This window comes from Achromobacter sp. UMC46, from assembly GCF_014170335.1.
Taxonomy (GTDB): domain Bacteria; phylum Pseudomonadota; class Gammaproteobacteria; order Burkholderiales; family Burkholderiaceae_B; genus Achromobacter.
Window position 1 is genome coordinate 249,575 of the sequence record NZ_LZZS01000035.1, and the last position, 21,808, is coordinate 271,382.

Annotated in this window: 14 protein-coding genes; 6 read left to right on the forward strand and 8 right to left on the reverse strand. The window is 65.7% G+C overall.

Going from position 1 to position 21,808, the window contains the following annotated elements:
• Nucleotides 1-111 precede the first annotated feature (111 nt).
• From zapE to A9973_RS25055, 5 genes are all read right to left on the reverse strand, one after another.
• Complete coding sequence (gene zapE, locus A9973_RS25035) at nucleotides 112-1,203, reverse strand: cell division protein ZapE (protein WP_183016332.1); 1,092 nt, start codon at nucleotides 1,201-1,203, stop codon at nucleotides 112-114.
• A gap of 79 nt (nucleotides 1,204-1,282) precedes the next feature.
• On the reverse strand, nucleotides 1,283-2,710 hold the full coding sequence (lpdA, locus tag A9973_RS25040) for a dihydrolipoyl dehydrogenase (protein WP_183016333.1): 1,428 nt from the start codon (nucleotides 2,708-2,710) through the stop codon (nucleotides 1,283-1,285).
• A 132-nt stretch (nucleotides 2,711-2,842) separates the two neighbouring features.
• Nucleotides 2,843-4,075, reverse strand: a complete 1,233-nt coding sequence (gene odhB, locus A9973_RS25045; RefSeq protein WP_183016334.1) for a 2-oxoglutarate dehydrogenase complex dihydrolipoyllysine-residue succinyltransferase — start codon at nucleotides 4,073-4,075, stop codon at nucleotides 2,843-2,845.
• A 102-nt stretch (nucleotides 4,076-4,177) separates the two neighbouring features.
• The gene (locus A9973_RS25050; RefSeq protein ID WP_183016335.1) at nucleotides 4,178-7,045 is read right to left on the reverse strand and encodes a 2-oxoglutarate dehydrogenase E1 component; all 2,868 of its coding nucleotides are present in this window, start codon (nucleotides 7,043-7,045) and stop codon (nucleotides 4,178-4,180) included.
• Nucleotides 7,046-7,372: 327 nt separating this feature from the next.
• Nucleotides 7,373-7,843: an Lrp/AsnC family transcriptional regulator gene (locus A9973_RS25055; protein ID WP_183016336.1), complete on the reverse strand. Its 471-nt coding sequence runs from the start codon at nucleotides 7,841-7,843 to the stop codon at nucleotides 7,373-7,375.
• A gap of 192 nt (nucleotides 7,844-8,035) precedes the next feature.
• On the opposite strand from A9973_RS25055, the gene A9973_RS25060 reads away from it, so the two are divergent.
• The gene (locus tag A9973_RS25060) at nucleotides 8,036-9,052 is read left to right on the forward strand and encodes a 1-aminocyclopropane-1-carboxylate deaminase (RefSeq protein ID WP_183016337.1); all 1,017 of its coding nucleotides are present in this window, start codon (nucleotides 8,036-8,038) and stop codon (nucleotides 9,050-9,052) included.
• Between the two features lie 74 nt (nucleotides 9,053-9,126).
• Here A9973_RS25060 and A9973_RS25065 read toward each other — a convergent pair whose 3' ends face one another.
• Together A9973_RS25065 and uraH are read right to left on the reverse strand one after the other, a co-directional pair.
• A complete protein-coding gene (locus A9973_RS25065) occupies nucleotides 9,127-10,350 on the reverse strand; it encodes a urate hydroxylase PuuD (RefSeq protein WP_183016338.1) in 1,224 nt (407 codons plus the stop codon).
• 217 nt (nucleotides 10,351-10,567) lie between these two features.
• Complete coding sequence (uraH, locus tag A9973_RS25070; RefSeq protein ID WP_183016339.1) at nucleotides 10,568-10,918, reverse strand: hydroxyisourate hydrolase; 351 nt, start codon at nucleotides 10,916-10,918, stop codon at nucleotides 10,568-10,570.
• Between the two features lie 144 nt (nucleotides 10,919-11,062).
• On the opposite strand from uraH, the gene puuE reads away from it, so the two are divergent.
• The 4 genes from puuE (at nucleotide 11,063) to A9973_RS25090 (ending at nucleotide 16,756) form a co-directional block, all read left to right on the forward strand.
• Entirely contained in the window at nucleotides 11,063-12,007 is a 945-nt protein-coding gene (gene puuE / locus A9973_RS25075) for an allantoinase PuuE (protein WP_183016340.1), read from the forward strand.
• Between the two features lie 11 nt (nucleotides 12,008-12,018).
• Complete coding sequence (gene uraD / locus A9973_RS25080) at nucleotides 12,019-13,797, forward strand: 2-oxo-4-hydroxy-4-carboxy-5-ureidoimidazoline decarboxylase (RefSeq protein WP_183016341.1); 1,779 nt, start codon at nucleotides 12,019-12,021, stop codon at nucleotides 13,795-13,797.
• A gap of 4 nt (nucleotides 13,798-13,801) precedes the next feature.
• Nucleotides 13,802-15,031 carry a M20/M25/M40 family metallo-hydrolase gene (locus A9973_RS25085; protein ID WP_183016342.1) on the forward strand — a complete coding sequence of 410 codons (1,230 nt, stop codon included), beginning with the start codon at nucleotides 13,802-13,804 and terminating at the stop codon, nucleotides 15,029-15,031.
• A gap of 219 nt (nucleotides 15,032-15,250) precedes the next feature.
• The gene (locus A9973_RS25090; protein ID WP_183016343.1) at nucleotides 15,251-16,756 is read left to right on the forward strand and encodes a nucleobase:cation symporter-2 family protein; all 1,506 of its coding nucleotides are present in this window, start codon (nucleotides 15,251-15,253) and stop codon (nucleotides 16,754-16,756) included.
• A 57-nt stretch (nucleotides 16,757-16,813) separates the two neighbouring features.
• Here A9973_RS25090 and A9973_RS25095 read toward each other — a convergent pair whose 3' ends face one another.
• Nucleotides 16,814-18,865 carry an OPT family oligopeptide transporter gene (locus A9973_RS25095; RefSeq protein ID WP_183016344.1) on the reverse strand — a complete coding sequence of 684 codons (2,052 nt, stop codon included), beginning with the start codon at nucleotides 18,863-18,865 and terminating at the stop codon, nucleotides 16,814-16,816.
• A gap of 220 nt (nucleotides 18,866-19,085) precedes the next feature.
• On the opposite strand from A9973_RS25095, the gene mdeB reads away from it, so the two are divergent.
• The gene (gene mdeB / locus A9973_RS25100; RefSeq protein ID WP_183016345.1) at nucleotides 19,086-21,773 is read left to right on the forward strand and encodes an alpha-ketoglutarate dehydrogenase; all 2,688 of its coding nucleotides are present in this window, start codon (nucleotides 19,086-19,088) and stop codon (nucleotides 21,771-21,773) included.
• The last annotated feature ends 35 nt before the right edge of the window (nucleotides 21,774-21,808 follow it).

A 21,808-nucleotide genomic window follows, 5' to 3' on the forward strand; every position in this document is an offset into this window, starting at 1 on the left:
GATTGAGACGGTGGCACGGGACCAGAAGTCTCAAAATCTTAATTGATAATGACTAGCGTTACCAATCCTATATACACCCCGCCCCTGCAACAGGGGCCGGATGCGGCATAACTACAACGTCACGGTCAGCCGGCGCTCCGATTCCAGGTATTCGCGCGACTGCATTTCCAGGATGCGCGACACCGTGCGATGGAATTCGTTGGCCAGCGCGCCTTCGGTGTAGATCTCTTCGGGCTCGCATTCGGCCGACATGATGAGTTTGACGCGATGGTCGTAGAACACGTCGATCAGCCACGTGAAGCGGCGCGCCTCGGACGCCTGGCGCGGCCCCATCTTCGGCACGCCAGACAGGATCACGGCGTGGAAGCGGTTGGCCAGTTCCAGGTAGTCGTTCTGCGAACGCGGGCCGCCACAAAGCGTCGCGAAATCAAACCACACCACGGCCCCCGCCAAGGCCAGCGCGCGAATCTCGCGATGCTCGATATGCAGCACCGGGTCTTGCGGCGGCGTGTCGGCCAGGCTGTCGAACGCCTTTTGCAACGCGGCCTGCGCATGCTCGTCCAGCGGCGTGTGAAAGCACTGCACTTGCTCAAGCGAACGGCGGCGGTAATCCACGCCGGCATCCACGTTCATGACGTCCATGCGCGACTGGATCAGCGCAATGGCGGGCAGCACGCGGTCGCGGTGCAGGCCATCCGTGTAGAGCGTGGACGGCTCGTAGTTGGACGTCATCACAAACGACGTGCCGTATTCGAACAGCTTGAGCAGCAAGCGGTGCAGGATCATCGCGTCGGCCACATCCGACACGTGGAATTCGTCAAAGCAGATCAGGCGGTAGCGCTTGGCGACCCGCTTGGCCACTTCGTCCAGCGGGTCTTGCATGCCCTTCACTTCTTCCAGCTCGCGATGCACGCCGCGCATAAATTCGTGAAAGTGCAGCCGCGTCTTGCGCACCACCGGCACGGTCGCGTAGAAGGCATCCATCAGGAAGCTCTTGCCGCGCCCCACCCCGCCCCACAGATACACGCCGCGCGGCACGTCGGGCCGATTCAGCAGCTTCTTCAGCGCGTTCGAGCGCATCGACTTGAACTTGACCCATTCGTCGTAATAGCGCTGCAAGCGGTCGATGGCCAGCTTTTGCGCGGCATCGGGCTTGTAGCCACGTTCGGCCAGGGCGTGTTCGTAGTATTCGCGGACGTTCATGGGGCTTAGCTCAACCAACCAAAATGAAAAAAGGGCGGGTCCTTGAACCCGCCCCCTGTCTAGCTCAGGTCAAGGACGCTTAGAAGTTCAGCGCGCGCTTGTCCACGGCCAGAGCGGCTTCCTTCACGGCTTCCGACAGCGTCGGGTGCGCGTGGCAGATGCGGGCGATGTCTTCAGCGGCGCCACGGAATTCCATGATGGTCACGGCTTCCGAGATCAGCTCCGAGGCCATCGGGCCCACAATGTGCACGCCCAACACTTCGTCGGTCTTGGCGTCAGCGATCACCTTGGCAAAGCCCGTGGTGTCGCCCAGCGCGCGAGCGCGGCCGTTGGCCAGGAACGGGAAGCTGCCAGCCTTGTACTCACGGCCTTCGGCCTTGAGCTGCTGTTCGGTCTTGCCGACCCAGGCGATTTCCGGCGACGTGTAGATGACCCACGGCACGGTGTCGAAGTTGACGTGGCCGTGCTGGCCCGAGATGCGCTCGGCAACCGCCACGCCTTCTTCTTCGGCCTTGTGCGCCAGCATCGGGCCGCGCACGACGTCGCCCACTGCCCAGACGTTCGGCAGGTTGGTCTTGCAGTCGCCGTCCACGGCCACGAAGCCGCGTTCGTCCAGCTTCAAGCCCACGGCGTCGGCGTTCAGGCCGCCGGTGTAAGGCACGCGGCCGATCGAGACGATCAGCTTGTCGACGACCAGCTTCTGCTCGGCGCCCTTGGCGTCGACGTAGGGCACGGTCACCGACTTGGCGGTGGCCTTGATCTCGCCGATCTTCACACCCATCTGGATGTTCAGGCCTTGCTTGGTGAACGCCTTCAGCGCTTCCTTGGCCACTTGGCCGTCAGCGGCGGCCAGGAATTCCGGCATCGCTTCCAGGATGGTGACGTCGGAACCCAGGCGGCGCCACACGCTGCCCATTTCCAGGCCGATCACGCCAGCGCCGATCACGCCCAGCGTCTTCGGCACGGCGCCGATGTTCAGCGCGCCGTCGTTGGACAGCACGACCTTTTCGTCGAACGGCAGGCCGGGCAGTTCGCGTGCCGACGAACCCGTCGCCACCACGACATGCTTGGCGACCAGGTCTTCTTCGGTGGTGCCGGTGACCTTGATGGCCCAACCGCCTTCCACTTGGCCGCTGAACGCGCCCATGCCATGGAAGAACGTGACCTTGTTCTTCTTGAACAGGTACAGGATGCCGTCGTTGTTCTGCTTGACCACCGTGTTCTTGCGGCCGATCAGCGTGTCGAGCTTCAGGCTGACGCCCTTGACTTCGATGCCGTGCTCGGCGAAGTGGTGGTTGGCTTGTTCAAAGTGCTCGGACGATTGCAGCAGCGCCTTGGACGGGATGCAACCGACGTTGGTGCACGTGCCGCCGGGAGCCGGGCCGCCTTGGCCGTTCTGCCAGGCGTCGATGCAAGCGACCGACATGCCGAGTTGCGCTGCGCGGATGGCGGCGATGTAGCCGCCAGGGCCGGCGCCGATCACGACGACGTCAAATTGTTTGGACATAGTGTTCTCGCGTGTGAGATGTGGGGTGGAACTCGCCCCGCCCGACGCGGTGGCGCCGGAGGCCGGCTGAGAGCCGGCCGGGGCGCCGCAGGCCCGAAGGCCGGGTGCGGCGCCACGCGCGGAGCGTCGAGATTACAGGTCCAGCAACAGACGCTGCGGATCTTCCAGGGCGTCCTTCATGGCGACCAGGCCCAGCACGGCTTCGCGGCCGTCGATGATGCGGTGGTCGTAGGACAGCGCCAGGTAGTTCATCGGGCGGATGACGATCTGGCCGTTTTCAACAACGGCGCGGTCCTTGGTGGCGTGCACGCCCAGGATGGCCGATTGCGGCGGGTTGATGATCGGGGTCGACAGCATCGAACCGAACACGCCGCCGTTGGAGATCGAGAACGTGCCGCCGGTCATTTCTTCAATGCCCAGCTTGCCGTCAGCGGCGCGGCGGCCGAAGTCGGCGATGGTCTTTTCGATTTCAGCGATGGACAGCTGGTCGGCGTTGCGCAGGATCGGCACCACCAGGCCACGCGGGCTGCCGACAGCGATACCGATGTCGAAGTAGCCGTGATAGATGATGTCCTTGCCGTCGATCGAGGCGTTGATCAGCGGGTACTTCTTCAGCGCGGCCACGGCGGCCTTGACGAAGAACGACATGAAGCCCAGCTTGATGCCGTGTTCCTTTTCGAACTTGTCCTTGTACTTGCTGCGCAGATCGATGACCGCTTGCATGTTCACTTCGTTGAACGTGGTCAGGATCGCGTTTTCTTGCTGCGATTGCAGCAGGCGCTCGGCGATGCGGGCGCGCAGGCGGCTCATCGGCACGCGCTGTTCCGGACGGCCGTCCAGCGACAGCGTGGTCGGAGCCGGCGCAGCCGGGGCCTTGGCGGGCGCAGCCTTGGCGGCGGGCGCGCTGGCGGCCAGGGCGTCGCCCTTGGTCACGCGGCCGTCACGGCCGGTGCCGGCCACGGAAGCGGCGTCAACGCCCTTCTCGGCCAGGATCTTGGCGGCGGCGGGCGATGCCACGCCGGCGGCGGCGGACGAAGCCGGGGCAGCGGCGGCCGGAGCGGCAGCGGCTTGGGCGGCGGCCGGGGCGGCAGCAGCGGGTGCGGTGGCGGCGGCGGTGGCCTTGCCTGCCGTGTCGATGCGGGCCAGCACTTCGCCCGAGGTCACGGTGCTGCCATCGCCCTTGACGATTTCAGCCAGCACGCCCGAGGCGGGAGCGGGCACTTCCAGCACGACCTTGTCGGTTTCGACTTCGATCAGGATTTCGTCCGCTTCAACGGCAGCGCCCGGCTGCTTCTTCCAGGTCAGCAGGGTCGCTTCGGAGACGGATTCGGAAAGTTGGGGGACGACGACGTCGGTGATAGCCATTTTGTTTGTTCCGTAAAGTTGTGTTCTGGTCACGCGGCGCGGCAAGGTTCGAAACGGGGTTCCTGAACGCTTGCCGCCCGCGGCGCGTGCATCAAGTCGGGATTACTTCGTCAACATGACCTTGAACTTGGGCGCGAAAGCCGTTTCGATCAGGGCCTTCTGCTGCTCCTGGTGCTTGGCCAGGTAGCCCACGGCCGGCGATGCCGACGCGGCACGACCAGCGTAGCCCAGCTTTTGGCCTTCGACCATGTTCTCGTACACGTGATGCTGAACGTAGAACCAGGCGCCCTGGTTCTGCGGTTCGTCCTGAACCCAGATCACTTCGGTTGCCTTCGGGTACCTGCGCAGTTCCGTTTCGAACGCCTTGTGGGCGAACGGGTACAGCTGCTCGACGCGGACGATCGCGACATTGTCGGCGCCACGCTCGCGGCGGGCGTTGACCAGGTCGTAATACACCTTGCCCGAGCAAGCCAGCACGCGCTTGACCTTGCTGGCGTCGATCGTGTCGTCCACTTCGCCGATCACCGGACGGAAGCTGCCGCCGGCCAGATCGGTCAAGGGGGAGCCGGCATCCTTGTTGCGCAGCAGCGACTTCGGCGTGAACAACACCAGCGGCTTGCGGAACGGGCGGATCATCTGGCGACGCAGCACATGGAAGATCTGCGAGGCCGAGGTCGGCTGGATCACTTGCATGTTGTTGTCGGCGCACAGCTGCAGGAAGCGCTCGATACGGCCCGAGGAGTGCTCGGGGCCCTGGCCTTCGTAGCCGTGCGGCAGCATCAGCGTCAGGCCCGACTGGCGGCCCCACTTGGCTTCGCCGGAGCTGATGAACTGGTCGATCACGACCTGGGCGCCGTTGACGAAGTCGCCGAACTGGCCTTCCCAGATGGTCAGCGTGTTCGGTTCGGCGCTGGAGTAGCCGTATTCAAAGCCCAGCACCGCCTCTTCGGACAGCACGGAGTCGATGACGGTGAACGGGGCCTGGCCTTCCGACACGTTCTGCAGCGGAATGTAGGTGCCGTCGTTCCAGCGTTCGCGGTTCTGGTCGTGCAGCACGGCGTGGCGGTGCGTGAACGTGCCGCGGCCCGAATCCTGGCCGGTGATGCGGATGGCGTAGCCCGAGGACACCAGGGTCGCGAAGGCGAGGTGTTCGCCCATGCCCCAGTCCAGGTTCATTTCGCCCTTGGCCATCGTACGGCGGTCGTTCAGCAGCTTGGCCACCAGCGGGTGCACCGTAAAGCCTTCCGGAACCGTCGTGATGCGTTCGCCGATGCGCTTGAGTTCAGCCAGCGGCACGGCCGTGTCGGCCTGGTCGGTCCACTTGGCGCCCAGGAACGGCGACCAGTCGATCGCGTACTTGCTCTTGTAGTCGGTCAGCACCGGTTCGATGGTGCGCTGGCCGTCTTCCATCAGCTGGCGGTAGTCCTTGACCAGTTGGTCGGCTTCGCCTTCGGCCAGCACGCCTTGCGTGGTCAGCTTGTCCGCGTACAGCTTGCGCGTGCCGGGGTGATGGCCGATGCGCTTGTACATCAGGGGCTGCGTCAACGACGGGGTGTCTTGCTCGTTGTGGCCCAGCTTGCGGAAGCAGACGATGTCCACGACGATGTCGTGACGGAACTGCAGGCGGTAGTCAAGCGCCAGCTTGGTGACGAACACCACGGCTTCCGGGTCGTCGCCGTTGACGTGGAACACCGGGGCTTCGATCATCTTGACGACGTCGGTGCAATACAGCGTCGAACGCGAGTCGCGCGGGTCGGACGTCGTGAAGCCGATCTGGTTGTTGATGACGATGTGCAGCGTGCCGCCCGTGCCGTAGCCGCGGGTCTGCGCCAGGTTCAGCGTTTCCATGACCACGCCCTGACCGGCGAAAGCCGCGTCGCCGTGCACCAGCACCGGCAGCACTTGCTTGCCTTCGGCGTCGCCGCGGCGTTCCTGGCGAGCGCGCACGCTGCCTTCGACCACGGGGTTGACGATTTCAAGGTGGGACGGGTTGAACGCCAACGACAGGTGGACCGGGCCGCCACGGGTGGACAGGTCGCTGGAGAAGCCGTTGTGGTACTTCACGTCGCCGTCGGTCAGGCCTTCGGCGTGCTTGCCTTCGAACTCGGCGAACAGGTCGCCGGGCATCTTGCCCATGATGTTCACGAGCAGGTTCAGGCGGCCGCGGTGGGCCATGCCGACCACGATTTCCTGGACGCCGTTTTCACCGGCATGGTTCACCACTTCGTCCATCGAGGCGATGAAGCTTTCGCCGCCTTCCAGCGAGAAGCGCTTCTGGCCGACGTACTTGGTGTGCAGGAAGCGCTCGAGCCCTTCGGACTCGGTCAACTGCTGCAGGATGTGGCGCTTTTCTTCGACCGAGTAGGCGGGCGCGCCCAGGGTGGTTTCCAGGCGTTCCTGGATCCAGCGCTTGGCGGCGGGGTCGGAGATGTGCGTGAATTCAGCACCGACGCTGCGGCAATACGTGTCGCGCAGCGCCTTCAGGATGTCGCGCAGCGTCATCGTGCTGGCGGTCGTGAAGTAGGTGTTGGTGGCCGAGTAGGTCTGGTCCAGATCGGCTTCGGTCAGGCCGTAGAAGGCGGGATCGAGTTCAGGGATCGGGGGACGTTCCTGGCGCTTGAGCGGATCCAGGTCGGCCCAGCGCGAGCCCAGCGAGCGGTAGGCGGCAATCAGCGATTGCACCGAAACCTGCTTGCTGGCGACGCTCAGGTCGGGTTCAGCCGAGCGTTGCACGAAGGCATTGGCCTTGGCGCGCTGGGCAAACGATTCGACGATGGGAGCGTGGGCCTGGTCGCGAGTGGATTCCTGGCCATCGGTAGCGGGAGCGTGCTGCAACTGGTCGAAATATTCACGCCAGTTGTCAGGAACCGAACCGGGATTGTCGAGGTAGGCTTCGTAAAGCTCCTCAACATATGGGGCGTTACCCCCAAAGAGATAAGACGTGGATAGAGATTCTATTTCCGAAGACATATCGCTTCACCTTTACGAGTGCTTCACTCGACACGATGCAGGAAAACCTTCCGCAGCACGGGCTTCCCGTTAAGCGGATCGCAGGGGCAGAAGGCGCGTACAAGCCTTGATAGCCGTATGGTTGAAAGTATAACCCTTTGAGTTTATGGGCGTCTTCCTGCATTTGCGTGACGCAAAAGCCCGTGCGGAATACCTGCATGCGGCTTTGGAATGTCCGCCGAACGCCTGCAATCCAGCCGTCTTCGCGCCATCAAATTCCGTCAATCCAAAATGCCGCAGCGCGTCATTTTCAGTGCGCCAAAACAAGAGTGTTGCGCAATAGCCGCGTCACACGGGAAGCGCTGTCGTGGACAGGATCTCTTTCAGCACGAAAAAAGTACGGATCTGGCGTACGCCGGGCAGCTTGATGATCTCGCCCGCATGGAGCTTGTTGAAACGTTCCAGATCGCGGATGCGCAGCATCAGGAAGTAGTCGAATTCGCCTGCCACCAGGTGGCATTCCAGGCAGCCGCTGATGCCGCGCGCCGCTTCCTCGAAATCCGTGAAGGAGTCCGGCGTGGAACGGTCCAGCACCACGCCCACGATCACCAGTGTGGCCATGTCGACCTCGCCCGGGTCCAGCAGCGCGACCGTCTTCTTGATGACGCCTTCGGCCTTCAGCTTTTCGACGCGGCGCAGGCAGGCGGCCGGGCTCAGGTGCACGCGCGCGCTCAGGTCCAGGTTCGTGATCTGCGCGTCGTCCTGCAGCACGCGCAGGATGTGGCGGTCGATGCGGTCAAGGCCCGGGGCGACAGTCATTTGATATGTCCCTGAAAATTTAATTTCGTTATCGTTTTTATATTCGAAATATCGAATTCCAAACAACGATTATTAATCACTTTAAACACGACAAATCGACAAATTACGCAATTGACCGCAAATCCCCGCGATTCCTATGATTTCCCATCCGCGCCACCCGCCCGGCCCGGACCTTTCCCTTCAGGAGCCCGCATGGATCTGCAACGATTCCCCCGACATCGCCTGACCTTCGGCGACACCCCCATCGAAAAGCTCGACCGCCTGTCCGCGCACTTGGGCGGCAAGGTGGAGATCTACGCCAAGCGCGAAGACTGCAACAGCGGCCTGGCCTTCGGCGGCAACAAACTGCGCAAGCTGGAATACCTGATCCCGCAGGCGCTGGAGCAAGGCTGCGACACGCTGGTGACGATCGGCGGCATCCAGTCCAACCACACCCGCATGGTGGCCGCCGTCGCCGCCAAGCTGGGCCTGGCCTGCGTGCTGGTGCAGGAAAACTGGGTGGACTATTCGGACGCGGTCTACGACCGGGTCGGCAACATCATGATGAGCCGCCTGATGGGCGCCGACGTGCGGCTGGTGGACCAGGGCTTCGACATCGGCTTCCGGCGCAGCTGGGAAGAGGCGCTGGAAGACGTGAGGAAACGCGGCGGCAAGCCCTATGCCATTCCGGCCGGCGCGTCCGACCACGAGCTGGGCGGGCTGGGCTACGTGGGCTTCGCCGAGGAGGTGCGGCGCCAGGAGGCCGACCTGGGATTCAAGTTCGACTACATCGTCGTATGCGCCGTCACCGGCAGCACCCAGGCCGGCATGGTGGTGGGCTTTGCCGCCGACGGCCGCGCCGACCGCGTCATCGGCATCGACGCCTCGGCCACGCCGGAACAGACCCGCGCGCAGATCCTGCGCATCGCGCGGCGCACGGCGGACCTGGTGGGGCTGGAGACAGGCATCGCCGACCGCGACGTGGTGCTGGACACGCGCTACGCGCACCCGGCCTACGGCCTGCCCTCGGCGGAAACCAACGACGCCATCCGCACCTGCGCGCGGCTGGAAGGCATGATGACCGACCCGGTCTACGAAGGGAAATCCATGCAGGGGATGATGGACCTGATCCGCCGCGGCGACATCCCCGCCGGTTCGAAGGTCCTGTATGCGCACCTGGGAGGGGTGCCGGCGATCAACGCCTACAGCTTTCTGTACCGCAACGGCTAAGGAGGGCTTCGGCGCGGCCGGTTTCGGATCGATGGGATGGCCGGCCGGCGACCTGCGCTGAACCGGCCGCCGACCTACTTGGTCTTGGCGCCCGCCTGGAACCAGGCGCCGATCAACGCGCGCTCATCGTCGGTCATGCCGGTGGAATTGGCCATCGGCATGATTTTCGCAACCACCACTTGCTGGTAGACGGCCTGGGCGTGGGTCGCGATCTGCTCGGCGGAATCCAGCCGCACGCTCTTCATCTGCACCTGCGCGCCGTGGCACAACAGGCAGCGCTGGTCGAACACCTGGCGCACCCGCGCGAACTCCACGGGTTTGGGCGCGATGGACGCGGCGGGCCCGGTGGACGCGGCGGGCGCCGCCACCGGCGCGGGCCGCAAGCCCACGATGGTCAGGCCCAGCACCGCCACGCCCAGCAGCGCATACGGCAGCGGACTGCGCGCGTTGCCCAGCTTGAAGCGGTGGCGCACCACGAAGAACTGCCGGATGGCCGCGCCGCCCAGCATGATCAGCAGCAGCACGATCCAGTTGTATTGATGCGTGTAGGTGAAGCTGTAGTGGTTGCTCATCATGGCGAACAGCACCGGCAGCGTGAAGTACGTGTTGTGCACGCTGCGCTGCTTGCCGCGCTGGCCGTTGACCGGGTCCACCGGCTTGCCTGCCCGCATCGCCGCCACGTTCCTGCGCTGGCCCGGGATGATCCAGAAGAACACGTTGCCGCTCATGGTGGTGGCCATCATGGCGCCCACCAGCAGAAAGGCGGCGCGCCCCGCGAACCAATGACAGGCCAGCCACGAGGCCAGCGCGATGAACACCGCCACCAGCACGCCGACGACGGTGTCGCCATGCTTGCCCCGGCCGAACCATCGGCAGATGCCGTCGTAGACCAGCCAGAACACCACGAAGAACGCCAGCGCGACCGCAACCGCAGTGCCGGGCTGCCAGTCCATCTTCGTGCGGTCGATCAGATACGTGCTGGCATTCCACAGGTACGACACGGTGAACAGCGCGAAGCCGGTCAGCCAGGTGCTGTAGCTTTCCCAGAATGACCAGTGCAGGTGGTCGGGCAGCGTCTTCGGCTGCACGGCGTACTTCTGCATGTTGTAGAAGCCGCCCCCGTGCACCGCCCATTGCTCGCCGCCCACGCCCTTGGCCGTGGACTCCACGTCGCGGGGCTTTTCCAGGCTGTTGTCCAGCATCACGAAATAGAACGACGTGCCGATCCACGCGATGCCGGTGATGATGTGGGCCCAGCGCAGCAGCAGATTGACCCAATCCAGGTAATAGCTTTCCATTCACGCCCCCGCAGTGGACGGGCCTGCGATAGGCTCCGCCGCACTGCTCACCACCGCGGGCGCTGTAAGCAGAAGTCGGATCGCGCACAAGGCCGGCAGGCCCCGCACCGCTGCGATCAATTGCTGAAAATTGTATGCAAATTTTGTTTACAAGGCTATCGGCGATCGCCCCGCCCGGCATCAGGAATACCCTGATGCCGGACGCCCGAGGCAGGCGTCAGGATCCGCGGTAAGTCGAGTAGCTCCAGGGGCTGACAAGCAGCGGCACGTGATAGTGCTCGTCCGGGTGCGCGATGCCGAAATCCAGGCTGACCCGATTCAGGAAATTGGGCTCGGGCAAGGCCACGCCGCGCACCTTGAAGTACCCCGCCACATCGAACACCAGCCGGTACGTGCCCGCGCGCAGGTCTTGGTTGGTGAACAGCGGCTTGGCGCTGCGGCCGTCCGCGTTGAGCGTGAACTGGTCCAGCAGCGTGACGTCGTCGCCGCAGGTCGCATAGAGGGCGACATCCATGCCCGCTGCGGGGCAGCCGTGCATGGTGTCGAGTACGTGCGTGGTCAGACCCATCGTGCCTCCTCGTGCCCGCCTGTGGCCGGGCGATATCATGGTTATCCTTAGTGATGTACATAAATTGTATACAGCTTATTGCTTTCCAGCTATCGTTTAGCCCATCATGAAACCGTCCGCCAACCCGTGCCCGCCCGCCCATTCATGAACACCTACGACTCCACGCTTCCGTACCCCCGCGACCTGATCGGCTATGGCCGCAATCCGCCGCACGCGCAATGGCCGGACCGCGCCCGCATCGCCGTGCAATTCGTGCTGAATTACGAAGAAGGCGGCGAAAACTCCGTGCTGCATGGCGACGCGGGATCCGAACAGTTCCTGTCCGAGATGTTCAATCCTGCCAGCTACCCGGACCGCCACCTCAGCATGGAAGGCATCTATGAATACGGATCGCGCGCAGGCGTCTGGCGCATTCTGCGCGAATTCGAAAAGCGGCAGTTGCCGTTGACCGTGTTCGGCGTGGGCATGGCCTTGCAGCGCCATCCCGACCTGACGGCGGCGCTTGCCGAGCTGGGCCATGAGATTGCCTGCCACGGCTGGCGCTGGGTGCACTACCAGAACGTGGACGAAGCCACCGAACGCGAACACATGCGCCTGGGCATGGACGCCATCACACGGTTGACCGGCACGCGGCCGCTGGGCTGGTACACCGGCCGCGACAGCCCGCGCACGCGCCGGCTGGTGGCGGACTACGGCGGCTTCGAATACGACAGCGACTATTACGGCGACGACCTGCCGTTCTGGATGCAGGTGCAAAAGAGCGACGGGACCGTCGTGCCGCAACTGATCGTGCCTTACACGCTGGACTGCAACGACATGCGCTTCGCCCTGCCGCAGGGCTATTCGCATGCCGACCCGTTCTTCCAATACCTGAAGGACAGCTTCGACGTGCTCTACGCCGAAGGCGACGACGCGCCCAAGATGCTCAGCATCGGCATGCATTGCCGGCTGCTGGGCCGGCCCGGGCGCATCACGGCGCTGCAGCGCTTCCTGGACCACATCGCCCGCCACGACCGCGTCTGGGTATGCCGCAGGCTGGATATCGCCCGGCACTGGAAAGCCACCCACCCCTATCTTCCCAACCGGTAAGCGCGACGACCATGGCCTACACCCTGGAACAACTCAATGCCGCCACGCCCGACGAGGCCGTGGCCATGCTGGACGGCTTGTACGAGCACTCGCCCTGGATCGCCCGGCAGGCGCTGGCCGCGCGGCCGTTCCGGTCGCTGGCGCATTTGCAGGACCAGATGCGGCGCGTGCTGGACGACGCTGATATCGAAGCCCGGCTGGCGCTGATCCGCGCCCACCCGGAACTGGCGGGCCGCGCCATGCAGCGCAACAGCTTGACCGCCGAATCCACGAACGAACAGGATCAGGCGGGCCTGACGCATTGCTCACCCGAAGAACTGTCACGCCTGCAGCAGTTGAATGCCGACTACGGCGCCCGCTTCGGCTTCCCCTTCATCCTGGCCGTGCGCGGCGCACGCGGCACGGGATTGAACCGCCAGCAGATCATCGATGAATTCGCGCGCCGGCTGGACAACCCGCCGGACGTCGAACTCCAGGAGGCCGTGCGCAACATCCACCGCATCGTGCAAATCCGCGTGGCCGACAAGTTCGGCGCCGACCTGGCGCTGGGCAACGACATCTGGGATTGGCAGGAACGCCTCAGCATCCACAGCGACCCCGGCTATGCCGAAAAGGGCCAACTGACCGTCACCTATCTGACCGAGGCCCACCGGGCCTGCGCGCAACGCATCTCGCACTGGATGCGCGATTGCGGCTTCGACGAGGTCGAGATCGACGCGGTGGGCAACGTGGTCGGCCGCTACCGCGCCGACCGCGCCGACGCCCCCACGCTGATGACGGGCAGCCACTACGACACCGTGCGCAACGGCGGCAAGTACGACGGCCGCCTGGGCATCTTCGTGCCGATGGCCTGCGTGCGCGAACTGCATCGCCAGGGACGGCGCCTGCCCTACCACCTGGAAGTGATCGGGTTCGCCGAAGAAGAAGGCCAGCGCTACCGCGCCACGTTCCTCGGGTCCGGCGCGCTGATCGGCCACTTCAAGCCGGAATGGCTGGACCAGAAAGACGCCCAGGGCGTCACGATGCGCGAGGCCATGCTGCACGCCGGCCTGTGCATCGACGACATCCCCAAGCTGCGCCGCGATCCCGCCCGCTATCTGGGCTTTGTGGAAGTGCACATCGAACAAGGCCCGGTGCTGTTCGAAATGGGCCTGCCGCTGGGCATCGTCACATCGATCAACGGCAGCGTGCGCTACCAGGCGCAGATCTTCGGCATGGCCTGCCACGCCGGCACCACGCCGATGAACCGGCGCCGCGACGCCGCCACCGCCACGGCGGAGCTGGCCCTGTACCTGGAGCAGCGCGCGACGCGCGACGGCGATTCGGTCGGCACGATCGGCATGCTGGAAGTGCCCAGCGGATCCATCAACGTGGTGCCCGGCGAATGCCGCTTCAGCCTGGACTTGCGCGCCCCCAGCGACCCGCAGCGCGACGCGCTGGTGAACGACGTGCTGGCCGAACTGGCCGCCATCTGCCAGCGGCGCGGTCTGCGCTACGCCCTTGAGGAAACCATGCGCGCCGCCGCCGCGCCCAGCGACCCGGCCTGGCAGCAGCGCTGGGAACGCGCCGTCGACGCACTGGGAGTGCCCGTGCACCGCATGCCCAGCGGCGCCGGCCACGACGCCATGAAGCTGCACGAGGTCATGCCCCAGGCCATGCTGTTCGTGCGCGGCCAGAATTACGGCATCAGCCACAACCCCCGCGAATCCACCACCAGCGACGACATCCAGCTTGCCGCGCTTGCCATGCAGCGCCTGCTGGACGACCTTGCCAACGACATCACCCGCTGACACCATGACCGATTACGCCCGACTCGACGCCTGGGTAGACGCCCACTTTGACGAGGAAGTCCGCTTCCTGCAATCGCTGGTGCGCGTCCCCACGGACACCCCACCTGGCAACAACGCCCCGCATGCCGTCCGCACCGCCGAACTGCTGCAGGACTTCGGCTTCGAGGCCGAAGCCCACGCGGTGCCCGCGCAGCAGGTCAAGGACTATGGCCTGGAGTCCATCACCAACCTGATCGTCCGGCGCGAATACGGCCCGGGCCGCCGCGTGGCGCTCAACGCCCACGGCGACGTCGTCCCCCCGGGCGACGGCTGGCAGCACGACCCCTATGGCGCCGAGATCGACAACGGCAGCCTGTACGGCCGTGCCGCCGCGGTCAGCAAGAGCGATTTCGCCAGCTTCACCTTCGCCGTGCGCGCCCTGGAAGCCGTGGCCCGCCCCACGCACGGCGCCGTGGAACTGCACTTCACCTATGACGAGGAATTCGGCGGGCTGCTCGGCCCCGGCTGGCTGCTTTCGCAGGGCCTGACCAAGCCCGACCTGATGATCGCCGCCGGCTTCAGCTACGAAGTCGTGACGGCCCACAACGGCTGCCTGCAAATGGAAGTGACCGTGCACGGCAAGATGGCGCACGCGGCCATTCCGTCGACAGGCGTCGACGCGCTGCAAGGCGCGGTCAAGATCCTGAACGCGCTGTATGCGCAGAACGCCCTGTACCAGCAAGTGACGTCCGACGTCCCCGGCATCACGCACCCGTACCTGAACGTCGGCCGCATCGAAGGCGGCACCAACACCAACGTGGTGCCCGGCAAAGTCAGCTTCAAGCTGGACCGGCGCATGATCCCGGAAGAAAACGCCGTGGACGTCGAAGCCGACATCCGGCGCGTCATCCAGGAAGCCGCGGCGGCCACGCCGGGGATCACCATCGAGATCAAGCGCCTGCTGCTGGCCAATTCGATGCGCCCGCTGCCCGGCAACCAGCCGCTGGTCAGCGCCATCCAGAAGCACGGCGAAGCCGTCTTCGGCGAACCCATCCCCGCCATGGGCACCCCGCTCTACACCGACGTGCGCCTGTATGGCGAAGCGGGCATCCCCGGCGTGATCTACGGCGCCGGCCCGCGCACGGTGCTGGAGTCGCACGCCAAGCGCAGCGACGAACGCGTCGTGCTGGACGACCTGCGCCGCGCCACCAAGGTCATCGCGCGCACGCTGGCCGACCTGCTGAAGGCGACCTGACCGCGGCAGGAAAGAACCGAGACAGGGCATGACGCGCTGGCCTGCGCGCGGCATGCCCTTTGTCCGATAAATCCCCCATTAAGTAACTAAATATATCAAATTAACTCGGGTTTTCCTCTATTTCGGATGCCCGGCCCGTCTGTATACATTTCTCGTACACAAGAACGCTTTTCAGGATTTTCCCCGACCGATATCCCACTCCGCCAGGAGACTTCAGCCATGCAGGTTGCATCGTCCGCGCCCTCCCGCGCGCCGCAAGACCATCATCCCGTCGACCAGCGCCTGCCCACCGGCAAGCTAGCGGCGTTGGGCCTGCAACACGTGCTGGTGATGTACGCCGGCGCGGTGGCCGTGCCGCTCATCGTGGGCCGCGCGCTGAACCTGTCGCCGGACGAAGTGGCCATGCTGATCTCGGCGGACCTTTTCTGTTGCGGCATCGTCACGCTGATCCAGACCCTGGGCGCCACGCAGTGGTTCGGCATCAAGCTGCCGGTCATGATGGGCGTCACCTTCGCGTCGGTCGCGCCCATGGTCGCGATCGCCAACGCCAACCCCGGCGCCGCGGGGGCGCAACTGCTGTTCGGCACCATCATCGGCGCGGGCGTGGTGTCCATCCTGATCGCCCCGATGATCAGCCGGATGCTGCGCTTCTTTCCGCCCGTCGTGACGGGCACCATCATCGCCGTCATCGGCATTACGCTGATGCGCGTGGGCATCAACTGGATATTCGGCAACCCGTTCGGCCCCACTGCGCCTGTCATCGTCGACCCGACCTACGCCAAGTGGCTGGCCGACGTCACCTCGCCGGGCAGCCCCATTCCGCCCGTGCCGCAAGGGTTCGCCATCATGCCGTCGATGCCGAACCCCCGCTACGCCGACCTGACGGGCCTGGGCATCGCCGCGCTGGTCCTCGTCTCCATCCTGCTGATCGTCAAATACACGCGCGGCTTCATCGCCAACATCTCGGTGCTGCTGGGCATCGTGATCGGCGCCGTCGCCGCGTCCGCGACCGGCATCATGACCTTCGAGAAGATCGGCCAGGCCGCCTGGTTCGATATCGTGCTGCCGTTCCACTTCGGCATGCCGAAGTTCGACCCGATGCTGATCCTTAGCATGTCGCTGATCATGGTGGTGGTGATGATCGAATCCACCGGCATGTTCCTGGCGCTGGGTGAAATGACCGGCCGCGACGTCCGCCAGGAAGACCTGGCGCGCGGCCTGCGCACCGACGGCCTGGGCACCTTGCTGGGCGGCATTTTCAATACCTTTCCGTACACCAGCTTTTCGCAGAACGTCGGGCTGGTCGCGGTGACGGGCGTCAAAAGCCGCTACGTCTGCGTGGCGGGAGGCCTGGCCCTGCTGGTGCTGGGGCTGCTGCCCAAGATGGCCGCGCTGGTGGAGTCGCTGCCCACCGTGGTGCTGGGCGGCGCGGGCATCGTCATGTTCGGCATGGTCACCGCGACAGGGATCCGCATCCTGTCCGGCGTGGACTTCAAGGGCAACCGCCACAACGCGATGATCGTGGCCGTTTCGATCGGGGTCGGCATGGTGCCGCTGATCGCGCCCAACTTCAAGCAATGGATGCCGCACTCGCTGCACACGCTGGTCGAGTCGGGAATTTTATTGGCCTCGTTGTCGGCCGTGCTGCTCAACCTGTTCCTGAACGGCGCCACGCATGACAAGCGCGCCATCATCACGGCGGCGCTGCAGGCAGACGAACACTGAGCGTGCGGCCCTGGCCGGCCCGCGGCAAGCGCGGACCCGGCCAGGGCGCCGGGGCCGCTATCCCAGCCGTATCACGCGGCGCCAGAACAGCACCGCCACCATCACGAAGACCGCCAGCCCCAGATAGGACGCGGTGGACGCGAAGCCTTCGCCCGCAATCGCCAGCGGCGCATCCGTGCCGGCGCCGCCGATAATGGCCGCCATCAGCACGCCGACCAGGCTTTCGCCCACGATCAGGCCCGAGGCGATCAGCACGCCGCGGCGGTTCGCCGCATCCGCGTATTGCTCGTAAGGCTTGCCGGCGGCGTCGGCCCGGCGGCGCAAAGCCCGTTCCAGCAACCACGCCAGCAGCGCGCCGGCCACGATGGGCGCCGCCACGGTCGGCGGCAGATAGATGCCGATCCCCACCGCCAGCACCGGAATCCGGGCCACGCGGCACGTGCGTTTCAAGATCTCGTCCACCACGATCAGGCCCACGCCCACGGCCATGCCGATCAGGATCATGGTCCAGTTCAACTGATGGGTGAAGATGCCGCGCGCGATGGCCAGCATCAGCGTGGCCTGCGGGGCCGACAGGGCCTGGGCCGGATCCATGCCTTCGCGCGGCATCGCGTCCGCGAAGCCGTAGGCGTTGTACAGCAGTTCCAGCACCGGCGAAATCACCGCGGCGCCCACCACGCAACCGATCAGCAGCGCCACCTGCTGGCGCCATGGCGTGGCACCCACCAGCCAACCCGTCTTCAGATCTTGCAGGTTGTCGTTCGAGATCGAGGCCACGGCCACCACCGCCGACGTACTGAAGATAGACAGCGCGATCGCCATCTGCACGCCGTTCTGCACGCCCAGCAATTCTCCGCCCAAGGCCAGCATCAGCAGCGACACCAGCACGATGGCCACGATGCCGACGCCCGAGATCGGGCTGGTCGACGAACCCACCAGGCCCGCCATGTAGCCGCAGGCCGCCGCCACCAGGAAGCCGAACACGAAGGCGAACAGCACGGCGTAGGCCACCAGTTTCCAGATGGCGCCGGCCGACAGCGGCGCGCCCGACAGGAACACCTGGAACGTGATCACCAGCACCGCCACCAGGATCAGCGTGACGACGGAAATCCAGCCGGCGGACAAGTCGCGTTCGGTGCGCGGCGCCTGCCCTGCGCGTGCCGCGCCGGCCTTGGTCAAGGCCGAGAACGACGCTTTCACGCCGCGCGCCATCGGCATGAACAGCGTCGCCAGCGTCCAGATGGCGCCCACGCCGATCACCCCGGCGCCGATGAACCGCACCTGCGACGACCACAATCCGGTTGCGTATTGCGCCAGGGTCTGCCCGGCGGGCATGTCGCCCATGGCGGTCAGGACGGGCACCGCGATGCCCCAGGAAATGATCAGGCCCGTCAGCATGGCCAGGCCCGCGACGATGCCGATCAGGTAGCCCGCGCCCAGCAGCGCCAGCGAAAAGCCCATCGGCAGGCGGAACACCGCGCCGCCCAGGGCGAACCAGCCGCTGACGCCGTCGCCCAGTACGCGCAGGCCGCTGGCGGCGAAGCTGACCACGGCCGCCACGACGCCGCCGGTCACGATGTCGCCCATGCCGGTCGCGGCTGGCTTGCCGGCAGGCTGGCCGCCATCCCCTGCCGCATCCTGCGCCCGTTCGGCGCTGCCGACGCGCAGGATCTCGGCGGCCGCCACGCCTTCCGGATACGGCAGGTCGCTTTGCACCACCATCACGTGGCGCAGCGGAATGGTGAACATCACGCCCAGCATGCCGCCGGCCGCGCAGATGCCCAGCGTCTGCCAGAACGGAAAGCCCTGCCAGTGCCCCATCATGACCAGCGCGGGCAGGATGAAGATGATGGACGACAGCGTGCCGGCCGCCGAGGCCTGCGTCTGCACCATGTTGTTTTCGAGGATGTTGGCGTCCTTGAACAGGCGCAGCACCGACATCGAGATCACCGCTGCGGGAATGGCGGATGAGAACGTCAGGCCGACCTTCAGCCCCAGGAAGACATTGGAGGCCGTGAAGATCACGGTGATCAAGGCGCCCAGCAGGACACCGCGGAACGTCAGTTCCGGAAGGGTGACGTTTGCCGGGACGCTGACGGGTTGGGTCATTGAAGTCTCCCGTTGTGAATTTTGATAAACCGCGCATTCTAGCGCTTCGGCGTCCACCCAGTGGTCACCACGCGTAAACGCCGACTGGCGGCAGATGCTGCCGGCTTTGGAAACGCCTGCAAAAGATTATGCTGAAAGCCGGCACTTCCACCCTGGAATTTGATCACTCATGCCTTGGACACAGGTCTAGCATGGAGCGATAACAGGAGACATCACCACCATGCGCGACGCCAGCCACCCTTTCGCCGGGCAAGACGACCGGCACGACGCCGACCCCTCGGAAACCGCCGAATGGCGCGACGCCCTGCAGTCGCTGGTCGACACCGGAGGGGCCGGCCGCGCCGGCTTTGTGCTGGACAACCTGCTGGGCCACGCCGCGTCGCTGGGCCTGCGCGCCAATAGCCAGACCCGCACCGCCTATCTGAACACGATACCCGCCGACCAGGAACCGCCCTTCCCCGGCAACCTGGCGGTTGAAGAACGCATCGCGCGCATCAACCGCTGGAACGCGCTGGCCATGGTCGTGCGCGCCAACCAGGCGCACGGCGAGCTGGGCGGCCACATCGCCAGCTACGCGTCCGCCGCCGACCTGTTCGAAGTCGGCTTCAACCATTTCTTCCGCGCGCAGTCCGCCGACGGCCCGGGCGACCTGGTCTACATGCAGCCCCATTCGGCGCCCGGCGTCTACGCCCGCGCCTACCTGGAAGGTTTTCTCGGCGAAGACGACCTGGCCCACTTCCGCCAGGAAATCACGGCCACGGCGCGCGGGCTACGCGGGCTGTCGTCCTACCCGCACCCGTGGCTGATGCCGGACTTCTGGCAGTTCCCCACGGGTTCCATGGGCATCGGCCCCATCAACGCGATCTACCAGGCGCGCTTCATGCGCTACCTGGAACACCGCTCGCTGACGCCCGGCGGCGACCGCAAGGTCTGGGGCATTTTCGGCGACGGCGAAATGGACGAACCGGAATCCATCGCCGCGCTGACGCTGGCCGCGCGCGAAAAGCTCGACAACCTGGTCTTCGTCGTCAACTGCAACCTGCAGCGGCTGGATGGCCCGGTGCGCGGCAATGGCCGCATCATCGACGAGCTGGAGACGCTGTACGCGGGCGCGGGCTGGAACGTGATCAAACTGGTCTGGGGCAGCGACTGGGACGCCCTGCTCAGGCGCGATACCGGCGGCGCGCTGGCCCGCGCCTTCGCCAATACCGTGGACGGCCAGTTCCAGACCTTCGCCGCCAACGACGGCGCCTTCAACCGTGCCCATTTCTTCAATCAGAACCCCGAGCTGGCGGCGCTGGTGGCCGACTGGACCGACGAGGCCATCGACCGCCTGCATCGCGGCGGCCACGACATGGTGAAGATCCATGCCGCGTATCACCGCGCGTCCCGGCACCGCGGCCAGCCCACCGTGATCCTGGCGCAGACCAAGAAGGGCTTCGGCATGGGCTCGGCGGGCCAGGGCAAGATGACGACGCACCAGCAGAAGAAGCTGGACGACGAGGCCCTGCTGGCCTTCCGTGACCGCTTCGCGCTGCCGATCTCGGACGCCGACTGCCTGGCGCTGAAGTTCTACCGCCCTGCCGAAGACAGCGCCGAACTGCGCCACCTGCAAGCGCGCCGTGCGGCGCTGGGCGGCCACATCCCCCGCCGCAACACGCAGGCCCCGCGCCTGGCGCCGCCCGACGCCGAACACTGGGCGCGCTTCGCGCTGGCCGCCGACGGCAAGGAAATGTCGTCGACCATGGCCATCGTGCGCATGCTGACCGCGCTGCTCAAGGACGCCACGGTGGGCTCGCGCATCGTGCCGATCGTGGCCGACGAGGCCCGCACCTTCGGCATGGCCAACCTGTTCCGCCAGATCGGCATCTACTCGGCGCAAGGCCAGTTGTACGAGCCCGAGGACATCGGCTCGGTGCTGTACTACCGCGAAGCGCGCGACGGCCAGATCCTGGAAGAAGGCATCACTGAGGCAGGCGCGATCTCGTCCTGGACCGCGGCCGGCACCAGCTATTCGGTCAACGGCCTGCCGATGCTGCCTTTCTATATCTATTACTCGATGTTCGGCTTCCAGCGCATCGGCGACCTGATCTGGGCCGCCGCCGACCAGCGCACGCGGGGCTTCCTGATCGGCGCCACATCCGGCCGCACCACGCTGGGCGGCGAAGGCCTGCAGCATCAGGACGGCTCCAGCCACGTCATGGCCGCCGCCGTGCCCAATTGCCGCGCGTACGACCCCGCCTACGCCTTCGAGGTGGCCGTCATCGTCGAGCACGGCATGCGCCGCATGCTGGACGAGCAGCGCGACGAATTCTTCTACCTGACGGTCACCAACGAAAACCTGGCGCAACCCGACATGCCCGCCGACGCCGGCGTGCGCGACGGCATCCTGCGCGGGATGTACCGGCTGCGCCCGGCGCAAGGGCCAGTCCAGGTGCGCCTCTTGGGCGCCGGCCCGATGCTGCGCGAAGCCGAAATGGCGGCGGATCGCCTGCGCGAACGCCACGGCGTGGAAGCCGAAGTCTGGAGCGTCACCAGCTTTTCCGAGCTGGCCCGGAACGGCCGCGAGGCCGAGCGCGCCCGCGTGCTGGGGCTGGAATCGGCGGACAGCGTGGACTGGGTCCGCGCTTGCCTGGGTGCAAGCGACGCGCCCGTCATCGCCGCCACCGACTACGTGCGCGCCGTGCCCGAACAGATCCGGGCGTGGGTGCCCGCGCCTTTCCGGACCCTGGGTACGGACGGCTTCGGCCGCAGCGACACCCGCGCCCAGCTGCGCGACTTCTTCGAGGTCAGCGCGGACTGGATCGTGCTGTATGCGTTGGACAGCCTGGGCCGACAAGCCGAGGCCGGCACGCTGCGCCAGGCCTTGAACGCCGGCTCGCGGCAAACCCCTCCCTGGGAGCTCTAGCCGCTTCGCTGCACTGCAACAACCAAGCGCCCGCG